Raw genomic sequence first — 19,700 nt, forward strand, 5'->3', positions numbered from 1 at the left:
GGCCCCGGCGGCTCGTTCAGGCGTTCGTCACCGATGCCGGGTAACCGGCACCCAGGTTGTCGACCGAATGGTGTCCGTCACGCTCCGCCCGCACCACAGCCCGCCGGATCAACGGCGCCAGACCCGCGAAAGACGCTTGATCCAGCACCATTCGGGTGAGGAACCTGTTGTGGACGTATCCGAACGCTGCGCCGGTAGCCGGATCCGCCCAACCGACCGAACCGCCGAGTCCTGAATGCCCCAGTCCCGGGAGCAGGCCGGGGATGGATGTGCCGTGATAGCCGAGATGGAAGGACATGGGCATGCCCACATTGGCGTCGGGACGGTAGCTTTTCGCACCCGCCAGCCCGCGCACGACCTCGTGGGAGAGGAACTGCCGGCCGTCGATACGACCACCGTCGGCGATCGCCCCGTAGGTCTTCGCCAGCCCGCGCGCGGTGACCACCGCGTTCGCGGAGGGGATTTCCGCGTCGAGGAAGCGCATGTCTCCTTGCAACACTTCGACCAACCCGGGCACTCGCAGGGCGCTGAGCATGCCGGACATGGGTAGGCCGGCCAGTTTCGGTGCGGCGAAGTCGAAAACCGAACTCAACAGTTTGCCCTGGGGCAGCAACGTCTGGGCTGGGGTCGTGGGCGCGTCCTCAGGTGGTCGACCCAGATGCAATCCGTCGGAGTTCAGGGGGGCGGCGAGCTCGGATCGGAAGAGGTCCCGCATCCCGCATCCGGTCACGGCGCGTGCCAGCCCGGAGAGCAGCCAGCCGTAAGTCAGGGCGTGGTAAGCCGAGCGGTCAACCAGCCGATCGGGTGGCGCAGCGGCGAGACGTTCCTCCATGCGGCGCGTGTCGAGCAGATCGTCGATCGTGATGTCTGTCAGCCGCGACAACCCCGCCCGATGGGCCATCACGTCGCGCACCGTCAGATCGGCCTTGCCGTTCGCGCCGAACTCGGGCCAGTACTCGGCAACCGGCGCGTCATAGGACAGCAAGCCTCTGTCGACGAGGCGGTGAATGACTGTCGACGTCAGACCCTTGGTGGACGAGAACGCCAGCGCCCCGGTGTCGGCAGTCCAGGGCCGAGTCCCCTCGCGGTCCGCCCAGCCGGTCCACACGTCGACCACGGGCACCCCGTGTAGGTACACCGCTAGCGCGCCGCCCCCTGAACGGGGCCCGGGAAACAGCTTGGCGAACGCCCGTACGGCGGTCCCGAAGTGGGTGTCGAATGCACCGTGGACGCCGGGGGGCAACTGACTACCGCCCTCGCCGGCGCCGTCTCTTGCGCGGGCCTCGGCGGCCGATGGCCGCCCGGCAGAGACGGCGAGTTCTGCTGAGCCTTTCGGGCCGTAATCGAACGAGTTCACTGTACGATCGTATAACCGTATAGCGAGCGTGGCGTTGAGCCCGAAGCCGCGCCACGATGTGAGGAGTGCAACATGGCATACCAAGGTGTGCTCGACGGCAAGGTCGCCGTCGTCAGTGGCGCCAGGCGGGGCATCGGCAAGGCAGAAGCGATGGCGCTTGCCGGGGCGGGGGCCAAGGTGGTCGCGTGTGACATCGCCTACGACGATCTACTCGGGGTTCAAGCCGAGATCGAGGCCGCGGGTGGCCAATGCCTTGCGCTGCAGTGCGACGTTCGCGAGAAGGAGCAGGTTCAGGAGGTCGTGGACAAGGCCGTCGAGAAGTTCGGGACGGTCGACATCCTCGTCAACAACGCGCAGGGCGCCCTGGATCCGGTCGCTTGGGAGGATCTCACCGACGACATCGTGGCCACTTCGCTGTATTCCGGTCCGGTGGCCACGCTTCGTTTCATGCAGGCCTGCCTGCCACACATGAAGAAACAGGGCTGGGGCCGGATCATCAACACCGCATCGGGCGCAGCGAGGGGCGGGGTAGGAAATCTCGGACATTACGCCATGGCCAAGGGCGCCATCGCGTCGTTGACCTACGCCGCGGCAACCGATCTGAGTAGGCTCGGAATCACCGTGAACGTGATCTATCCGGCCGTCGTGACGGATGCCATGAAGGACTGGATGGCGATCAGCGACGAGAATCGCCGCACGATCGAGTCGGCGTTTCCCGTCGGCTATGTGGGTGATGCCGACAAAGATCTGGGCCCGGTGATCGTCTTCCTGGCCAGCGATGCCTCGGGCTATCTCACGGGCCATCCGTTCTTCATCGACGGAGGGGCCGCGTACGGACCGCGGTGAGGCGGCTCAGGCCGCGGTCACCGGCTCCTCGCCCTGCAGCGTGGTGCGATGCATCAAACGCACCGAAGTGGGCTCGAAAGGCAGTGCACGGTGCAGCATTCCGGTGTTGTCCCACATCACCAGGTCTCCGACGTGCCACTGGTGCCGCAACGTGAACTGCGGTTGGGTGGCCCAGGCGAGGAGTCGGTCGAGTAGGTCTCGACTCTTTTCGATCGGCCAGCCGACCACCTCGGCAGCGGTCGCACCCAACAGCAAAGACTTGCGTCCGCTGCGGCGCGTCCATACCAGCGGATGGACTTGTGGCGGTACGCGATCCCATGCTGCGCGTTGCTCAGCGGTGGGGTCGGGGTTCGCCAATGACTGCGCATGCGCGAATGTGTGAACGACCTGCAGGTCGGCGATCTCGGTACGCTCGGCGTCAGACAGTGCGTCGTAGGCGGCGTAGGTGTTGGCGAACTCGGTGTCTCCGCCGGCCGGATCGACCGCGCGGGCGGTCAGGAGCGTCGCCTTCTGTGGGATGTCCAAGGTGGCGCCGTCGATGTGCCAGTGGAAGTTGCCTTGCCGAAACGACGCCAGCATGGCGTTGGTCTTGCTGGGGTCCAGAGTGATCGTCTGGATTTCGGGATGTTGATGCTCACCGGTGGGCTGCACGACCAGGGTCCCCAGGCGGCGGCTGAACTCGACCAGTTCGTCGTCGCTCAGATTGACGTCACGGTAGACAACGACACCGTACTCATCGAGGTCGCGTTGAGCCTGCTGTGCGGTGTCCGGATCGGCGAACTGGCCGGCCGTCATGCCGGTCACCTCGAGTCCGATCTTCGAGGTGATTGGCTGCGCAGTGCCTGACATGTGACTCCTCCGAGTTTGATCTTCTGTACAAAGAAGATCATGACCATGGGGGAAATGCAAGGCGATGTGAGCTCATTCCGGCAACGGCTCCACGCGGTCAAGGAAGTGCTCCACGAGCGCCAGCGCCTCCTGATGGCCTGTGCTGGTGCCGAGCGACTGCTCCAGGAACATCATCCGAGGGATCGCGGCGAGCAGGAACAGAGCTGCGCCGGGCGTCAGGTCCGTGTCCGCCAGGCCGTAGTCGGCCCACTTGTCCGAAAGGGTCTGTACCAGTGCCTGGCGTACCCGTTCGCCGCCCTCCCCCACCACCTTCCTGACCTCGGGAACCTGTTGCGCCAGTGCTGCGAACTGCATCAACAGGGCTGTTCCCCCGGCACTGTTGGCATACGCCCAGACCGCGCGCAGCGGTTGGGCGGCACCGGTCACGCTCGTCAGCCGCTCGATGAGTCGGTCGGTTGACTCACGCAACACGGCGACGAACAGCTCGTCGAGTGCGGGGAAGTAGTACTTCACCAGCCCCGCTGTGACCTCTGCCGCGGCGGCCACACTGCGGTAGGTGATGGCCCCATAACCTTCGGTCAGTATGAGGCCCTCGGTAGCGGCCAAGATTGCCTGGCGCTTGCTGGTCCTCCGGCTACCACTGCCGCCGTTTGGCGCCATGATTATCTGCCCTCCACATCAGGCGCCCTTCCGGCGCTGACCTCCATCACAGCAGTCTGACGTCGGCGAGGGGATTCGGCGCGCGCGAAGCCCCGCGATCGGCGTCCGCAGGACATCGGTTCCCGGGCGCACGGCGAGACACGTAAGTCGTTCGGCCTCGCCGGAACTCGAGTGGTCGAGGACATCGCGCTGTCGATCCGGACGAAGTCGCTCGACGGCCGACGCCCACGGGAGAGCACCGAAGTCGTCGTAGCGGTGCGGGGCGTGCTGGAGTAACTCGCGCGTGCGGTCGGTCAGTCGAACAGGGTGCCGCTCACCAGTTTCTTGAGCGCGTCGACGGTGGCGTCGTAGTCTTCGGGTGAAGCGGTAGCGCCGTGGTGGGTCAGTCCGCGCAGGACGAGGAAGATCGCATTGGCAGAGCTGTCGACGTCGGCGTGGAGGCAGCGTTCCTGGCTCGCCTGCTCGACAATGTTGATCAGGACGTCGCGCAGAGGCGTGAATACCGACTCGACATCCCCTTCGAGTTCGCGCGCGGTACCCACTTGCACGGCGTGGTCGAAGGCGACGAGTAGCGGATAGTCCCGCATCACCCGGTCGCATTCCTCGAGGACGGCCATCAGCCGGTCTCGGAAACCGGTCTCGCGCGCCGCCGCGGCCGCAATCCTGGGCATCGAGAAATCGGCTAGTTCCTCGAAGGTGGCGCGGATCAGTTCGGTCTTGGTCGGGAAGTAGTGATAGAGGCTGCCGCTCGTCATCCCTGCGGTCCGTGCGATTTCGCGGATCGTGGCCTTGGCGTAGCCGAGGTCGGTGACGCAGCGCATGGTCGCGGCGAGGATCCGCCTGCGGGTCGCGTCACCGTGGGCTCCCACGGGGCGACCGAGGGTTGGCGGCGTCTCCATGGCCGACGAGTCTGCCACGTTCGGGCTGCCCGCCAACAACAGAATTGATCAAGTGCTTGATTCTGCTAGTGTGTGACCACGGCCACTGCTATACAAGTGTATGGCGGGCACTGTACGCGTTGGCGGAAATTGCCCGGCGGCCGGTACCACTCGGGGCTGTCCGGCCACCCGAGAACTTGAGTGAGGGTGGTTGACCGGCCCTCCACGAGGAAACAGGAGAATTCCGCGATGCCGACAAGACGGATGATCTTCACGCTGCTGGTGATGGATGCGGTCGGGCACAATTTCCAGGGCGCCTGGCGCAACCCGCAGGCGCGTAACCGCGAGTTCAAGAAATTCGACCTTTGGGTCGACCTGGCCAAGAAGGCCGAGGCCGCCAAGGTCGATGCCTTTTTCTTCACCGACATCATCGGTGTCGGGGGGCAGTACAAGGGATCGCGGGACATCGTGTTCGAGATGGCGGTGAACGTTCCCATCGCCGACTGCACGATGCTGGTTCCTGCGATGGCGCAACAGACCAGCGATATCGGCTTTCTCTACACCAGTTCGGTCATCTCCCACCATCCGTTCGTGTTCGCGCGTGCCGCATCGACGCTGGACCATCTCAGCAACGGCCGAATCGGGTGGAATATCGTCACGTCGGCCAACGAGCGGGCGTTCAAGAATCTTGGTCTTCCGGCTGACCTCTCGCACGAAGACCGATACAACTGGGCCAAGGAATACGTCGACGTTGTCTACAAGCTCTGGGAAGGTTCCTGGGACGAGGGAGCCGTCGTCGACGATGCCGCGCGTGGCGTCTACGCCGACCCCAACAAGATCCATGACATCAACCACGTCGGCCCGCGCTACCAGGTCGAGGGCTTCAATCTGATGGAGCCCTCACCACAGCGCACTCCGTTGCTCGCTCAGGCGGGCGGTTCGCCGGCAGGGCTTGACTTCGCCAGCAGGCACGCGGAGTTGATGTTCTTGTCGGCCTTCACCCCCGAGGCGATTACCGCGCAGGTCGAGACCGTTCGCGGCATGGCCCGGGAACACGGGCGCCTCGATGACGACATCCGGTTCCTCCAGGGGCTCATGTTCGTGACCGGTTCCACCGACGAAGAGGCGTACCGCAAGTGGTCGGAACTCGAGCAGTACCGATCCCCGGAAGCCCAGACCGCCTACTTCGCCAGCCTCAGTGGTACCGATCTCGGGAAGTACGATCCGGCAACACCTCTGGAAGAGTTGCTGGACGAGATCCCGGGTATCCGCGGGGCCTTCCTGTCGGTGATCAATGCGTGGCCTGCGGGGATGAAGCCGACCGTCACCGACTTCCTTACCTCGTTGTCGCTGCCGCAGATGGTCGTGGGTTCACCCGAGACCATCGCCGACAAGTTGTTCGAATATCAGGCCGCCGGCGTTGACGGAGTTCAGGTGATGAACGCGGTCATGCCCGGAAGCTACGACGACTTCTTCGAACATCTGGTGCCCGTCTTCCAAGACAAGGGCCTGATGCAGAAGGAGTACCGGCCAGGAACATTGAGGGAGAAAGTCTTCGACACGGACAGCCCGTCCATCGCCAAGACCCACCCCGCGTACGGCTATCGGGGGATGTTCGCGTAAGAGGGAGGTGCCGCGCCGGTCAGCACGACGTAGAGGTCACCGGCGCGGCCGCGACGAACGGCTCCGGCGCCGCCTCGGACCGGTCGGCTCCACACTGTCGAGGAAACTCTCGAAAGCCGTGACTAGCGAGCGATGCGCCATTGTCACGTGAACGCTCTCTTCGAGCGTGAGGACTTTGGGGATGCTGGTCACCAGCAGCACCATCGCATCGGGGGGTAGCACGTCGCCGAGAAAGGTAAAGCTGGGGTACTTCCTCTCGAGCGCCTCGAGCTGTGCGGTGCGAATGCGCTCGGTTCCCTCTGCGATGAGAGGCAGCAGGGACGGGCGGCGCACACCGAGCCCCATCATCTCGGTGCCGAACGCCCCTGCCGCCTCGTCCCAGCTGTACTCCCAGAGAACGCGCAGCGGTTCGTCCGGGCGGCTCCGCAGACCGTCATTCCAGCGCTCGATGTCACGGTCGATCAGCCGTCGGATCATGGCCGCGAAGAGGCCATCCATCGTGGGGAAGTAGTACTGGACGAGGCCCGGGGTCACGCCTGCCCGTGCGGCCACCCCGCGATAGCTGACCTTCGCGTGACCGCCCTTGAAGAACACCCGCTCGACGGCATTGAGCAGTTCTTGCCGGGTTGCTTCCGCACCGAGGCCCCGATTGGCAGCCGTCCTCCCACCTCCCCGTGCCGGGCGGACACCACGTCGGCCGCCGTGTTGGGTTAACCGGCATAAGCCGGACTAGTCGACCATTTCCGCAGGCGGGCGGGTCAGATCGTTGACACCGCTCTGAAGGTCCTCGTCGAGTTCGATGCCGAGGCTGTCCAGCATCGACGCCAGCATCGCGTAGGACCCGGCCGTGAAGATCACATCGAGGATCTGCTGTGGGTCGAGGTGCTCGGCCAGCGCCGCCCAGTTCGAATCCTTGATGACGCCGTCGAGCAGGAGATCGTCGACCGCGCGCAGCACGCTGGCGTCACCCGGGCTCCACGTCGGCGCATCCGGCCCCCAGACGATCCACGAGATCTCGATGTCAGACAGACCTGCGTCGCGCGCCATGAAAAGATGCTGGGCCCATTCATAGGTCGACCGCCGCAGCGCCGCGGTGCGCATGATGACGAGCTCGCGTTGACGTTCGTTCAGGCTGGTGGTGAGCAACAGGTGGGCCTGGAGTGTGAAGAACGCCTTCGCCAGCCGGGGGTGGTGCGCAACTGCGCCGAGAATGTTGAATCCGCTGGGACGGCCCTCGCTGATCAAGGTATAGCGCGCATCCGGCGGCGGCATGACAGCCAATGCCTCCCGCATTTCGGGCGACCAGCTTTTCGGCGGTAATGGTTGCATTCGTGCCATCGCAGAGTCCTCTCATGACAAGACGGGTGTTGTCCACCACCCTTGTAGTTCGACAAGAGCTTGAGTGAAACGATTCCGCATCAGCGGGTGGGTCTCTTGCGCTTGTACACTTGCATGGACTATACAGGTGTACAAGCGGCCGCCGAAGCCCAATCCGAAACCCGTCCACACAAGCAAGAAGGAGCCCGTCGTGGCGAGCAGCAATCAGCCTGGCGAGGAGCAAACGAAATCCGGGGGGGTGGACCTGGACGCGGCCGATTTCTTCACCGACACCGCGCTCGTCACCGACCCGTATCCATATTTCGATGCAATGCGAGCACGGTGCCCGGTGCGTAGTGTGGCCCACCCCGGTGTCGTCGCGGTCACCGGTTACGAGGCGGCGGTCGAGGTCTACCGCGATGCGGCGACGTACTCGTCCTGCAATTCGGTCGGTGGGCCCTTCCCGCCCGTGGTGACGCCCTCGCCCGGAATCACCGACGTCACCGACGTCATCGAAAGCTCGCGCGAACAATGGCCGTTCAGTGAGTTCATGGTGACGATGGACGGTGAGAAGCACGAAACCCAGCGGAACCTCCTGCGCAAGCTGCTCACACCACGCCGGCTGAAGGAGAACGAAGAGGCATTGGCCGGGATTGCCGACCGCTGCATCGACGCATTCATCGGCACCGGTCGCTGCGAGGTGGTCAACGAGTACGGCAAGCCTTTCACGACCTGGGCGATCGCTGATCTGCTCGGTGTGCCAGAAGAAGACCGCGCCGAGGTTCAGCAGGTCCTGGTCGGCAGCACCATCAGCGTCGTCGGCGAGGAGGAGACCCTCCCGGTCAACCCGCTGGAGTTCCTCTATCAGAAGTTCGGCGAGTACATCGAGGACCGTCGCGCGAACCCCCGAGATGACATCCTGACCCACCTGGCGAGCGCAAGATACGACGATGGAACGCTGCCCGACGTCGATGCCGTCGTGCGTACTGCCACGTTTCTCTTCGGAGCCGGACAGGACACTTCGGCTCGCATGCTCGCCGCTGCGCTTCGAATTATCGCTGAAGACAGAGAAATTCAGCAGCGATTGCGGGACGACAGGAGCCTGATCCCCGAGTTCATCGAGGAAGTTCTGAGGCTGGAAAGCCCGACCATGAGCGACTTCCGACTGGCCCGAGTCGCTACGACGTTGGGCGGGGTCGACATCCCGGCGGGTACCACGGTGATGATCCATCCCGGTGCCGCCAATCGCGACGACAGCCGCTTCGAGCAGCCGACCGAGTGCCTACTGGGACGTGCGAATGTGCGCGAACACATCGCCTTCGGCCGCGGCGCGCACTCGTGCCCGGGCGGTCCGCTGGCCCGAGCCGAGGGCCGCGTCACGGTGGAACGGTTCCTCGACCGCACCAGCGAGATCTCGCTCTCGGAGGAGGAGCACGGTCCTGAAGGGCAGCGTCGATACGAATACGATCCCACGTTCATCGTCCGTGGACTGAGCAACCTGCACCTCGTGCTCACCCCTGTCGACTGACGCGCGACAAACCCGAAGAAAGCAGGGATCCATGAGCAGAGTGGCTGTGGTCAGCGGTGGTGCGTCCGGGATCGGCGCGGCGATCAGCCGGCGGTTCGCCCGACGTGGAGACAAGGTTGCCATTCTTGATCAACGAGGTGACACGCTCAAACAACACGTGTCGGCCCTGAGCGACGAGGGAGCTGACGTTCGAGGCTATGAGGTCGACGTCACCGACCGCTCGGCCGTGCAGGATGCCATCGGCTCGGCCCGCCGGGATCTGGGACCGATCGACATCGTGGTCACCAGTGCCGGCATCACCGCCTACGCTCCGTTCACCGAGCTCAGCATCGAGGAGTGGGAGCGGACCCTCGCCATCAACCTGACCGGCACCTTCAACTGCATTCAAGCCGCGATTCCCGACATGATCGACGCCGGCTGGGGCAGAGTGGTCACGATCTCATCGACCGCGGGTCAAGCGGCGGCACCCGGACAGGCACATTACGTGGCCTCCAAGGGCGGGGTGATCGCGCTGACCAGGGCGCTGGCAGCGGAGTTCGCCGGCAACGGGATCACCGTGAACACCATTCCGCCCGCACTGGTCGACACCCCGATGGCGCGCGCCGCAGAAGCCGACGGAACGCTTCCTGCCAAGCTGGACGACATCGGGGCGATGCTGCCACTCAAGCGAGTGGGGACCGCCGAAGACGTCGCTGCGGCCTGCGAGTTCCTCTGCTCCGAGGATGCGGGCTACATCACCGGCCAGCAGATCAATGTCAACGGCGGGATTTACATGTGAGCGAACGTATTACAGTCCGTGTTGACCCGCGTCTATGCGAGGGACACGGCATTTGCCTCCAACTGGCAGACGAGGTTTTCGATCTAGGTGACGACGACATCGCCACGGTCACCGACGAGCACCCCGACTCCGCGCATCACGCGGCGGTGCGCGCCGCTGCCGCGGCATGTCCCCGGCAGGCCATCATCGTGTCCGAAATTTGAACCGGTTATCCGCAACTACCCAACTGTCGACGACCGGTTGATCTATCAACCTGTCCGACGAAGCGAAGGAGAGCCCGTAGTGGACGAGTACGGACCTTTGACGAAGAAGGTCATCGAATATGACGACACTGTGCGAAGGCTGGTGTCCGAGGTGAAGTCACCAGAGGACTGGGCACCGTTGGGCGAGTTCCTGGCGATCGACGAATTCGAAAGAATCGGCCCGTTTCTCGACAAGCAGGACTGGCCGCAGTACGCCGAGATGGTGAACGGATGGGCTCAAGGAGTCCAATCGTTCGAGACCACGGTGCGCCGCATATCCGAGCTGGCGAATCGGGTCTACTTCGAGGTCGAAGAACGGCACCTCTACGGGGAGGATTGGCTCGTGGTGAACTCGATGAGCGTATTCGAGTTCAACGAGGACGGGAAGGTTCGCCACCTCGACGTCTACCTACAGTCCGCGCCGTTGACCGGGTAGCGCGCCGGACAGCTTTTCGCGGGCAGCAGGGAAATCAGCCCGCACCGTCGGCGGAAGCATGGTCGGCCGCCGCTGGATCATCGATCGCGAGAGGGAGGTGCCGGGCCATGGGAAAGCTGGACGGTAAGGTAGCCGTGATCACGGGTTGCGCGAGCGGACTGGGAAAGCAACATGCGCTCAGGTTTGCACAAGAAGGTGCGAACCTGGCGATCTGCGACGTCCAAGAGGGCAAGCTGGACGAGACGAGGCGACTCTGCGAAGAGCGCGGTGCCGAAGTCGTCTCGCTCCGTTGCGATGTCGGCCGCTACGAGGATCTCGTGGCATTCGTCGACGCAACAGCCGCTCGTTTCGGCACCATCGACGTTCTGCTCAACAATGCGCACAAGATCACCGACCTGCGGCGCTTCCTGGACTTCAGCGTAGAGGACCTCGACACCGAGTTGACGACCTCGCTCTACGCCTCCTGGCACATGATGAAACTGTGCTTTCCGTACATGAGGGACAAACCCGGCGCCGGTGCGTCCATCATCAACACCTCGTCAAAAGGCGGGATCGAAGGTACGACGTTTCACGCCGCATACGCTGCGGCGAAGGAGGGGATTCGGGGCCTGTCGCGGGTAGTCGCGAGGGAGTGGGGAGAGTTCAACATTCGGGTCAACACCATCAGTCCCGGCGGTTGGACCGACAATGTCACCAGCCTGCTACACAAACGCAGCCCAGAAGTGCAGGAATGGGCACGAAAAGCGTTCAAGGACAACCCCTTCGGACGAATCGGTGATCCGTATGACGATGTGTCGCCGATCTTCGTCTTCTTGGCCTCCGATGACAGCCACTGGATGACCGGCCAGAATGTCCATGCCGACGGCGGAGTCTGGATCAGCGCGTGACGAGGGTGGTGATGTCGCGATAGAGCTGCTGGGATTCCCCGCCGCGATTTCGCCGACATCAGCGCCGACCGGGCGCGGGGCGCTCCGGCCCGACTTCTCGCCCGTTGTCATCCGAAGGTCAGCGCCCGGGCGTTGTCACGCATGATCAGCTTCCGCTCGGCTGCGGTGAACGTCGCGACGTTCTCGAGATACTCCTTGGGCTCCGACATTCCCTCGGCGTGCGGCCAGTCGGAGCCGAACAAGATGCGTTCCACGGGGATGTAGTGGGCGATCTCCGCGACGTCGTCTTCGACGATGAGTCTTGCGGTGTGCCGAAGTCTAGATTTGATGATGTGATCCGACCAGTTTGATCGAGGCGGAGGCAAGATGAGCAGAACGAATCTGTCGATGTCCATCTCGGCCGACGGATACGTGGCGGGACCGCATCAAAGCAGCGAGCACCCGCTGGGCGTGGGTGGCGAAGCGCTGCACGGGTGGCATCTCGGAGCTGCCAAAGACCACCCGGTGAACCGGCAGGTCGTCTCGGAGATGCTGGACGGGATGAAGGCGACGATCATGGGCCGCAACATGTTCGGCCCGATTCGCGGCGGGTGGGGCGATTCACGGTGGCAAGGCTGGTGGGGTGACGAGCCGCCCTACCACTGTCCGGTCTTCGTGCTGACCCACCACCGGCATGAACCGATCGAGCTCGAGGGCGGGACCACGTTCTTCTTCGTGACCGACGGGATCGAATCCGCCTACGAGCAGGCCACCGCAATCGCCTCGGGTGGAGACATCTCGATTGCCGGAGGGGCGTCGTGTGCCCGCCAGGCGATAGCGGCAGGAATCGTGGACGAGATCGACCTCCAGGTGAACCCCGTCATCCTCGGGGCGGGAGAGCGCTTGTTCGAAGGCTTCGCCGCAGGTACGCCCACGCTCGACCTCGTGCGGGTACTCGAGGCGCCGGGCATTGCCCATCTGAGGTACCGCGTCGTTCGATGACGCCGCCGGCTGCTCAGATCCGGGCCAATTCGGTATCGGGGTGGAAGAACTTCCAGGAGAACCAGTACTCGTCGGAGATCGCAACGGGGGTGAGGTCGGTGTCCAGCTGCCCGCGGATCCGGTGCCCCCTGAGATCCCAGTCGGTTTCGGTCGCCGAGTCGTGGAGCAGGAGGTCGTCGGTGAGTGTCAGCGCCACCTCGTGTCCGTCGGCCTGGGCGTGGAAACCGTTCACGGTGCCGTTCACCGCCACCAGGTAGCAGCCCAGGACATCGTTGCGGACCACCCGGTGCTCGAGCAGATCGTCTTTGAGGTAGACCGGGCGCGGGTGAACCACTGGCGCCAGCACGCCGACGACACGGGTTCGGGCCGGCAACGATTCATCACGGTCGGTGCGCCTCAGCCCCGGCGTCACCTCGCTGCCGACGATCCGCCGCCACACCCCGTGGATGGGTAACTCGAAGGGACGCAGGTCTTTCTCGGTGACCCTGACGACCTGGGGGAGCGGGTCGAGGTGCTTGACGTCGGCCCAGGAAAGAATCTGGAAGGGCACCATCGACAAGGTGTGCGGATGAAGCGGGCCGACGATCGATTCGAAGGTGGCCTGTTGGAAGAAGGTCTTGGTGCGCCGGTCGGCGACGATCATGTTGGCCTTCTTGAAGGAGCCGACGAACAAGGGCCCGATGTCGGTGACGTCGAACGGGATGATGCTCCGGCACATGGCGCAGAAGGTCAGTGCCACGGTCTTGTCGCCGAAGCGATCGTTGACGATGTGGTGGTGGATCACGTAGTCGAGCGGATAGGCCTTGCTAACCCCTTCTGATTCGATGACGGCCAGGTGCATGTCGTCGCGGAGAGGCAGGCGCAGCGGATCCTCGGCCATCGCCGGGAAATCCACCGCGCGGAACACCACCTCCTGGTGCAGGCGGTAGGTGAAGACGACGGCCAGCCCCAGCAACAGCAGCGGTACCAGCGTTGCGAGTGGAAACGCCCCTTCCCGCAGGGTCACCCACCCGACGATGAGAACGCCCGCGGCGAACATCGACCACACCGCGGGCTTACGCACGCGGTAGTGGTAGTACACCCAGGTGCTCGGAACCGCCGGGACGAGCGTCAGATAGAGCGCACCGGCGCCGACGATCAGTGCCGCGACAGCGAGAAAATAGAGCAGCAGGATCATCGTGAATCCCTCTCTCCGATCGGCATTCCCGCAGTCGTAGCGCTGTCGGCGGCCCGTGCCGCACGTCGTCGGGGGCTGCTGTTCGGGGTCATCGTGGACGCGAGCCGATCTCCAAGCCGGCCAGCGGCGACGTGCCGTCGAAGATCGGCCGGCCCCACTCTCGCACGCGGAGGTGCAGTCGTCCGGCGAGGTGTTCGAAATCGGCATCGATGTTGCGGTGCAATGCGGGTAGGGGCACGGGTAGCACGTGCGGGCCCTCGTCGGCACCGTGGCCGTCCACGTCGATCTGGTAGCGCGGCGTCCTGGCGTGCACACGCCATTGCGTGCCGTCGGCAGCGCCGCTGACCGGGGCCGGCGGGGTGATCCGGATGATGCGATCGCCGAGGCGCACCACGACTCCGGTCACCGCACGGTTTAGCGGGCCCAGCGCCAGGATGCCACCCGAGAACGCGACACAGACGTCGGCAGCACCGAAGTCGTGGGCTTGCCCCCACCACCACCGCTCGGGAAATCCGGCACCCCAGTTGCGTTCGCAATAGAGGGTCGCGTCGGTGAATTCCCAATGCTGTTGGCCTACGCAGACCGTCCCCGACGCGGTACCCCCGAGGCGGTAGGGATGCCAGTACTGGTTCAGGAACGGGACGCAGGAGAACACGCCCCCACCACCGAAAGCCTTGGGCCACAGCCGGGTATCGGAGAACACCAGGTCCAGCCCGGCATCGCGGACTTTCATGTCCAGTCGTCCCATCGACGCATCGACGCAGGCGTTGTCGGCGGCGGCGCGCACCGCCAACCGATTCCGGTCGGCGGTCACCCCGTCGATGGCCGCGGAGCGCACCATCCCGCCGGGATGCAATGCGATCGCGGCGGTCGCCCAGTCGCCGCCCGGGTCGCGGTTGGCGCTGCACAGCGCCACCACGACGCGGCCGGTGGCCGCGTCCGAGATCCGCCAGAACCAGCCCTCCATCTCTGTTCCGTGCGAGGGCACCGGGTCGCCGAACGGCACATCTGCACCGGTACGGCGGTAGACCGCCACCGCGCGACGGTAAGCCCGCGCGAGAGCATCCGTCGATGCCACCGTCAGCCCGCGACCCTGCCGACTCGAGACTCCATGCCCCATTGTTGCCCAGGGCAGCCGGCGAGAAACCGCGTTTCGACGCGATCTCGGCCATCACGGCCGCCGAACTGGCCGCCGGTCCGCTGCTGGCCGGCACACCGGTAGAGGCGGCGAAACGACAGGCCCGGCTGCAGGAAGTCGAATCCAAGTTGGAGCCGATCCCGTTCGACGCCGTTGCCGTTCGCAGCTACGGCCTTGTCGTGGCCGCGGTGGTACGGGAAGGCAGAAAGCCGCGCAGCCGATTCGCCGATCTGGTCATAGCCGCGACCGCCCACGCCCACGGGCTGGATCTCTACAGCAGGAATGCCGCGGACTTCGTCGGCCTGGAGGACCTGATCCGCGTCGTTGCCATCTGATCCGATCCTGCGGTTGCACGCAGAATCCGGCTGACGTGACTACAACCCAACTACCTGTCGTAGCGCCTCAGCCCCGCCGAAATGGCATTCCGGCAGGCGTTTCTACGGAGAACGCCTGCCGGAATGCCATTTCGGCGACGGTCAGCGGTCTCGCGATCCCGGTGCTCAGACGGTCATCTCGAGGATCCGGTCTCCTGCCGCGTTGCCCTCGAAGTAGCCCAGGCCGTAGTCGCCCCGGATCGTGGTGCGGTGCATGATCCGCTTCTCGTCGGGATCGTGTCCGGTGACGGCGTGCAGCATCCGGGTGTTGTCCCAGATCACCATGTCGGTGGGGCGCCATGTGTGGGTGTAGGGCGTGATCTTGGCGAGAATCTCCCGGCACACCGCTTCGAGCAGCTCGTCACCTTCGGGCGTCTCGGCGCCCTCGACCCCCTCGGCCATCCACGGCGAGACGTGCAGCACCTTCTCGCCGCCGGCGCGGGTCCACACCGCGGGATGCACGGCCCGCGGCAGCGTCTTGCCGAACTCGATGGTCTCCTGGAGGCGGACGTGCGGCTGGACCTCGCGGAATCCGTCGGTCAGGCCGAAGCGCATGTCCCGGAAGCGCAGGTTCAGGCTGTAGAGGATGTTGCGGTCCTCGATCTGTTGCCGCAGTTCCGGCGACAGTGCCCGGTAAAGGTCGATGCCGTCGGCGAACTGGGTTTCGCCGCCCTCGCTGACGCCGGTCACACAGCGCAGGACGCCGGCCCGGTTCAACTCGCTGTTGTAGCAGTGATCGAAGTGCCAGGGCAGCCACGACGTGACCTCTTTGCCGTCGACCATCACGATGTTGCCCTCACGCGGCGCCTGGCCGATCTCGACGACGCCCGGATGCAAGCCGCCGTCCGCGCGCGGCACACTCGGAACCGGATGGTCCTTCAGCGGGCCGAACACCGTGCTGAGCTCCACCTGCAGCCTGCCGTCGGGTTCGACGTCTTCGAAGAGGATCATCCCGCGTTCGTCGAAGAGATCGCTGAGCTGGTCTCGGACCTGTTGGTCGGCCAGCACGTCGAGGGTGACGCCGGTGACCCGTGCACCGAACGAGAGATCCTCACGGAGGGGACGGACGTGAATGGATGACATGACTGGCTTCTCCCGGGAGGCGGACCAAAGGTGTATATGTATCAATAAGTGATACGGTGGATCACTATCCAACCTAGCCGGAGGTGTCGATGGCCGTCAAGGGCAGTTCTACGGCTGCACGCGTGCTGGTCGTGTTCGAGGCGGTCGCGGCCAACCAGCCGGTGGGCGTCGCAGCCCTGTCGCGGATGCTGGGTATGGACAAGAGCGCGGTGCAGCGCGCGCTGGTGACACTGTCCGAGCAGGGCTGGATCCAGGCGCGCGAGGATCAGATGACGCGGTGGGAGACCACCGTGCGCATCCTGAACATCGCCCACAGCTCCCGCGCCAAGGCCGATCTGCGCCACACCATCCAGTCGGTGCTCGAACAGCTGGCGGCCCAGACCGGGGAGACCGCGATCTTCAACGAGGCCGACGGCCCGCGCCTGGTGGTCTCCCAGGTGGCGGAAAGTCACCAACCACTGCGCATGGCCCCGAGTATCGGTGCCCTCGTTCCGGCCCGGGACAGCGCGACCGGCCGGATCCTGCTGCCCTACCTGAGCGAGGCGCGGCAGGAAGAGCTGCTCGGCGGACCGCCCGACGCGGCGTTCCGCGCTCTTCTCGACGCTTGCCGCGCCCGCGGCTTCGCGGCCAGCAGCGACGTCAACGCGCCCGCGATGACCATCGCGGCACCGGTGTTCGATGTGGACGGCCGGCCGATCGGCGCGGTGGCGATCAGCGGACCGGCCGAGCGCATGCAACCCGACAGCCACCCCCGCCTGGCCGAGCAGGTATGCCAGGCGGCAAAACTGCTGTCGGGCGGCGCACCCCGAGCCGCCGGATGAGCGCACCGGCGCCTCCCGGCCAGATCGGCACGGGCGCGACGCATCACGCCTGCGGGTAGGGAGCCCAACGTCGGTCGTAGCCGGCCTTGCGGGCGGCCAGCTGCAGGGCCCGTTCCTCGGGCGTCACGTACACCGTGCCCGCGGGCAGCTCGTCGTCGAGGTCTTCGAGTTTGACCACCACCGCCTTGACGGTGGGCATGTCCGTCGAGTCGAGATCCAGGTTCTGGAACCGCATCGAGATGATGCCCTGATTCAGCCCGCCGGTCGAAATCCAGTTGGCCACACCGGGATCGGCGACAGATACCACCATCGTGTAGGTGCCGTTCGGGTTGGCGATCGCCTGGTCGTTGTTCAGGCTGGTCTGCTGGTTCCAGTAGTCGTCGGTGATCGTCCAGTCGTTGTAGACGGGAACGGTGAAGAACCCGGCATTGCCGGGGTCGATCGTGAGCACCAGTGCTTCGTCGTCGGCGAGTTGGAAGTAGCCGTTGCTCTGCAGCTGGTTGGCCAGGAACTCGGCGTTGCTGGCGGGTTGGGTCATCGTGTTGGGCGCCCGAAGCTCGCCGGTGTCGGCGTCGGTCGTCGCCAGCGCCATGTACTTGGCCTGTTCGTTGGCGCCCCTGACCAGCAGCAGCAGGGCCGCCAGGGTGCCCCGCACCGGGCGGGACTCGGCGATGCGCAGCGGCGGGATCAACGACACCAGCGAGGTCAGGAACGGGCTGTCGTTGACCAGTCCACCGAGCAGGACGAATCCGCCCAGCTGGGCGAACAGGCTGTTGGGCGGCCCGGCGACCCGATGCACGGCAAGCTCCATCGGATCCTCGGTGTTCCAGTCGCCCAGCGTGTTTCGGGCCGCGATGAGGGTGGAGCCGGACGTCAGCTGCAGATGGTTGGTCTGCCCGGGTGCCGCGGGTTCCCCGCTGACCGTGATGACGAACGAGCCGTCCTCGTTGACGTCGAGATCCTGGAGAGACAGGATCGTCGACGTCGTGCCGGCCGTTCCCTCGAGCACGCTGAAGGTGGTGTCGGCGGGGATGCCGTCGTAGATGCGGCCGGTGATCACGTACTCCGAGGTCTTGTTCACCGGGATGAAGCGGTAGATGGTGTCCGGGTTGTCGTAGAGCAGGCGCGAGCCGCCGACGTCGATGCCGTACCAGCTGTGCGGGGGCGCGACCTGGCTGACCACCGCGGGGTCCATCGGGTTGAGGATCTGTTGTTGGAACCCCGCGGCGAGTGCGTATTCGTCGACGGCGTCGTCCAGCGCCGCCAGGTTGGCCGCGTCGGGACCGCCGACGAGGGCGAACTGTTCCCTTCCGGCCGCCAGGAAGCCCAGCCGCAGAACGAACTTCATCAAAGTCACCGGGAGCGAGTTCGCGGTGCTCATCGCGAGCTGCTCGCGCGCGATCTGCTGCGGGGTACCCAGCGGACTGACCTGGTTGGTCAACGCGGTGTCGTCGATGTCCACGCTGGACACGGCTGCGGTGGGCTGCCCGTCGACCTCGGCGGCCGCATCCGCGGTGGCGCCGATCTGGCGCCGCGCGTAGCCGACCAACGCCCAGTCCGCCGGTGACGCCCCAGGTGCGGGTGGTGGCTCGTCGGCGTCGGACGGGGCGAATGTGGCGACCTCGGGCGCCTCGACCACCGAGGTGGCTGTCACGGCATCGGACTCGACAGTGACGGGCTGGTCGTCGGCCGGGATGATCGCGTGCGTACCGGGGCCGCTGTCCGGAGCCGGGGAGGTGGAATCGTCACCGGTCGCGTTGTCGGCGATAGCCGCCTCGTCGGCGAGGTCCTCCGGGGATTCGGCGAGCGCACCGTCTTCGTCCGGTTCACCGTCCGGCGTACTTTGGTCGTCGATGTCGTCGATGTCGTCGGCGAGGTCGGTGTCGGCGAGGTCGGTGTCGTCGTAGCCGTCGGAGTCGTCACCGATATCGCTCTCGGGGTCCTCGGCGCTCTCGTCGGCAGCCGACCTCGACAGCGAGGACGGCCCCGGCGATACCTCCGAGGCCGGTGATTCCGATGGGGATTTCGGCGCCGAGCCGTCGGTTTCGGCATTCGCCGCCGGGATCGCGAGTGCCGCGCCGACACCCAGGAAGACCGCGAGAGCGCCGACCCTACCGATGAACCTGCCGTGATTGGCTGCCGGCCGTGGCCCTTCCCCGGTCATGGGGGGTGGCCGATGACACATCCCGCCTCCCGATGTGTGTGATAGATCACTTCGCTACAAGATGTAGCAGGAGTCGCACCGGCGAAGCAACGGTAGGGCCAGGCTGTCTCGCCCGCGCGACAAACTGCCGAGTTTGTTCAATGCACTGCGGCGGCTGCCCGGTGCCGGGTGGCCTTCTCATCGGCCCGGGCGGCGACCAGCCCGGGTGGTCCCCCAGCGACTCGCGAAACCCCCTTGCTCCTATACCCCCTTGGGGTATAAGGTATCGACCTATACCCCAAGGGGGTATCAAAGCGGAGGGAGGGGGACGTGGGCACGAGTAGGTACACCGTCACGGGTATGACGTGCGGGCACTGCGAGCGGTCGATCCGACAGGAAGTCGGCGGTGTCGCCGGGGTGCAAGACGTCGAGGTGAGCGCCAAGACCGGTGCGCTGGTCGTGACGTCCGACGGTCCGGTCGACGACGCGCAGATCCTCGACGCCGTCGACGAGGCCGGCTATTCGGCGGTACGCGTCGCATGAACGGCGCGCGGGTGATGGCATTCGCACCGGCCGGGGTGC

General features: G+C 65.3%; 22 protein-coding genes. 11 read left to right on the forward strand and 11 right to left on the reverse strand.

Annotated features, from left to right (window positions below):
• Positions 1 to 16: 16 nt before the first annotated feature.
• Positions 17 to 1,243 carry an esterase/beta-lactamase LipL gene (lipL, locus tag JDV09_RS17645; RefSeq protein WP_221370501.1) on the reverse strand — a complete coding sequence of 409 codons (1,227 nt, stop codon included), beginning with the start codon at positions 1,241 to 1,243 and terminating at the stop codon, positions 17 to 19.
• A 186-nt stretch (positions 1,244 to 1,429) separates the two neighbouring features.
• Here lipL and JDV09_RS17650 point away from each other — a divergent pair, with 186 nt between their 5' ends.
• Complete coding sequence (locus JDV09_RS17650) at positions 1,430 to 2,203, forward strand: SDR family NAD(P)-dependent oxidoreductase (protein WP_221370438.1); 774 nt, start codon at positions 1,430 to 1,432, stop codon at positions 2,201 to 2,203.
• Positions 2,204 to 2,209: 6 nt separating this feature from the next.
• Here the strand turns inward: JDV09_RS17650 and JDV09_RS17655 are convergent, their stop codons facing one another.
• The 3 genes from JDV09_RS17655 to JDV09_RS17665 form a co-directional block, all read right to left on the reverse strand.
• Positions 2,210 to 3,052, reverse strand: coding sequence for a TauD/TfdA dioxygenase family protein (locus tag JDV09_RS17655; protein WP_221370502.1), 843 nt, complete (start codon positions 3,050 to 3,052; stop codon positions 2,210 to 2,212).
• Positions 3,053 to 3,124: 72 nt separating this feature from the next.
• A complete protein-coding gene (locus JDV09_RS17660; protein ID WP_221370439.1) occupies positions 3,125 to 3,712 on the reverse strand; it encodes a TetR/AcrR family transcriptional regulator in 588 nt (195 codons plus the stop codon).
• Between the two features lie 293 nt (positions 3,713 to 4,005).
• Complete coding sequence (locus JDV09_RS17665) at positions 4,006 to 4,611, reverse strand: TetR/AcrR family transcriptional regulator (protein WP_221370440.1); 606 nt, start codon at positions 4,609 to 4,611, stop codon at positions 4,006 to 4,008.
• A gap of 243 nt (positions 4,612 to 4,854) precedes the next feature.
• On the opposite strand from JDV09_RS17665, the gene JDV09_RS17670 reads away from it, so the two are divergent.
• Positions 4,855 to 6,213 (forward strand): LLM class flavin-dependent oxidoreductase, encoded by a 1,359-nt coding sequence (locus JDV09_RS17670; RefSeq protein ID WP_255605539.1) that lies wholly within the window; start codon positions 4,855 to 4,857, stop codon positions 6,211 to 6,213.
• 36 nt (positions 6,214 to 6,249) lie between these two features.
• Here the strand turns inward: JDV09_RS17670 and JDV09_RS17675 are convergent, their stop codons facing one another.
• Both JDV09_RS17675 and JDV09_RS17680 read right to left on the reverse strand, forming a co-directional pair.
• Positions 6,250 to 6,828, reverse strand: coding sequence for a TetR/AcrR family transcriptional regulator (locus JDV09_RS17675; protein ID WP_221370503.1), 579 nt, complete (start codon positions 6,826 to 6,828; stop codon positions 6,250 to 6,252).
• A 114-nt stretch (positions 6,829 to 6,942) separates the two neighbouring features.
• Positions 6,943 to 7,485, reverse strand: coding sequence for a carboxymuconolactone decarboxylase family protein (locus JDV09_RS17680; RefSeq protein WP_255605540.1), 543 nt, complete (start codon positions 7,483 to 7,485; stop codon positions 6,943 to 6,945).
• A gap of 304 nt (positions 7,486 to 7,789) precedes the next feature.
• On the opposite strand from JDV09_RS17680, the gene JDV09_RS17685 reads away from it, so the two are divergent.
• From JDV09_RS17685 to JDV09_RS17705, 5 genes are all read left to right on the forward strand, one after another.
• A complete protein-coding gene (locus JDV09_RS17685; RefSeq protein ID WP_221370504.1) occupies positions 7,790 to 9,058 on the forward strand; it encodes a cytochrome P450 in 1,269 nt (422 codons plus the stop codon).
• Between the two features lie 31 nt (positions 9,059 to 9,089).
• Positions 9,090 to 9,836 carry an SDR family NAD(P)-dependent oxidoreductase gene (locus JDV09_RS17690; RefSeq protein WP_221370443.1) on the forward strand — a complete coding sequence of 249 codons (747 nt, stop codon included), beginning with the start codon at positions 9,090 to 9,092 and terminating at the stop codon, positions 9,834 to 9,836.
• A complete protein-coding gene (locus JDV09_RS17695; protein WP_372452950.1) occupies positions 9,833 to 10,039 on the forward strand; it encodes a ferredoxin in 207 nt (68 codons plus the stop codon). The genes JDV09_RS17690 and JDV09_RS17695 overlap by 4 nt, the downstream gene beginning before the upstream one ends.
• A gap of 79 nt (positions 10,040 to 10,118) precedes the next feature.
• A complete protein-coding gene (locus tag JDV09_RS17700; protein WP_221370444.1) occupies positions 10,119 to 10,514 on the forward strand; it encodes a hypothetical protein in 396 nt (131 codons plus the stop codon).
• 107 nt (positions 10,515 to 10,621) lie between these two features.
• Positions 10,622 to 11,401 carry an SDR family NAD(P)-dependent oxidoreductase gene (locus JDV09_RS17705; RefSeq protein WP_221370445.1) on the forward strand — a complete coding sequence of 260 codons (780 nt, stop codon included), beginning with the start codon at positions 10,622 to 10,624 and terminating at the stop codon, positions 11,399 to 11,401.
• 107 nt (positions 11,402 to 11,508) lie between these two features.
• On the opposite strand, the gene JDV09_RS26890 is transcribed toward JDV09_RS17705, so the two are convergent.
• Positions 11,509 to 11,796 (reverse strand): amidohydrolase family protein, encoded by a 288-nt coding sequence (locus tag JDV09_RS26890; protein ID WP_255605541.1) that lies wholly within the window; start codon positions 11,794 to 11,796, stop codon positions 11,509 to 11,511.
• Between JDV09_RS26890 and JDV09_RS17715 the strand changes: the two genes are divergently transcribed.
• The gene (locus JDV09_RS17715; RefSeq protein WP_221370447.1) at positions 11,768 to 12,382 is read left to right on the forward strand and encodes a dihydrofolate reductase family protein; all 615 of its coding nucleotides are present in this window, start codon (positions 11,768 to 11,770) and stop codon (positions 12,380 to 12,382) included. The genes JDV09_RS26890 and JDV09_RS17715 overlap by 29 nt on opposite strands.
• A 13-nt stretch (positions 12,383 to 12,395) precedes the next feature.
• Here JDV09_RS17715 and JDV09_RS17720 read toward each other — a convergent pair whose 3' ends face one another.
• Both JDV09_RS17720 and JDV09_RS17725 read right to left on the reverse strand, forming a co-directional pair.
• The gene (locus tag JDV09_RS17720; RefSeq protein ID WP_221370448.1) at positions 12,396 to 13,559 is read right to left on the reverse strand and encodes a DUF3179 domain-containing (seleno)protein; all 1,164 of its coding nucleotides are present in this window, start codon (positions 13,557 to 13,559) and stop codon (positions 12,396 to 12,398) included.
• Between the two features lie 88 nt (positions 13,560 to 13,647).
• The gene (locus JDV09_RS17725) at positions 13,648 to 14,595 is read right to left on the reverse strand and encodes a tocopherol cyclase family protein (protein WP_372452951.1); all 948 of its coding nucleotides are present in this window, start codon (positions 14,593 to 14,595) and stop codon (positions 13,648 to 13,650) included.
• Between the two features lie 86 nt (positions 14,596 to 14,681).
• On the opposite strand from JDV09_RS17725, the gene JDV09_RS17730 reads away from it, so the two are divergent.
• On the forward strand, positions 14,682 to 15,032 hold the full coding sequence (locus tag JDV09_RS17730; RefSeq protein WP_255605542.1) for a PIN domain-containing protein: 351 nt from the start codon (positions 14,682 to 14,684) through the stop codon (positions 15,030 to 15,032).
• A gap of 165 nt (positions 15,033 to 15,197) precedes the next feature.
• Here JDV09_RS17730 and JDV09_RS17735 read toward each other — a convergent pair whose 3' ends face one another.
• On the reverse strand, positions 15,198 to 16,154 hold the full coding sequence (locus tag JDV09_RS17735; RefSeq protein ID WP_221370450.1) for a TauD/TfdA dioxygenase family protein: 957 nt from the start codon (positions 16,152 to 16,154) through the stop codon (positions 15,198 to 15,200).
• Between the two features lie 122 nt (positions 16,155 to 16,276).
• Here JDV09_RS17735 and JDV09_RS17740 point away from each other — a divergent pair, with 122 nt between their 5' ends.
• A complete protein-coding gene (locus JDV09_RS17740) occupies positions 16,277 to 16,975 on the forward strand; it encodes an IclR family transcriptional regulator (protein ID WP_221370451.1) in 699 nt (232 codons plus the stop codon).
• 43 nt (positions 16,976 to 17,018) lie between these two features.
• Here the strand turns inward: JDV09_RS17740 and JDV09_RS17745 are convergent, their stop codons facing one another.
• On the reverse strand, positions 17,019 to 19,139 hold the full coding sequence (locus JDV09_RS17745) for a hypothetical protein (protein WP_221370452.1): 2,121 nt from the start codon (positions 19,137 to 19,139) through the stop codon (positions 17,019 to 17,021).
• Between the two features lie 309 nt (positions 19,140 to 19,448).
• Here JDV09_RS17745 and JDV09_RS17750 point away from each other — a divergent pair, with 309 nt between their 5' ends.
• Positions 19,449 to 19,661, forward strand: a complete 213-nt coding sequence (locus JDV09_RS17750) for a heavy-metal-associated domain-containing protein (RefSeq protein ID WP_221370453.1) — start codon at positions 19,449 to 19,451, stop codon at positions 19,659 to 19,661.
• Positions 19,662 to 19,700: the final 39 nt, after the last annotated feature.

The sequence above is a fragment of the Mycolicibacterium xanthum genome, from assembly GCF_019710635.1.
Lineage (GTDB): Bacteria > Actinomycetota > Actinomycetes > Mycobacteriales > Mycobacteriaceae > Mycobacterium > Mycobacterium xanthum.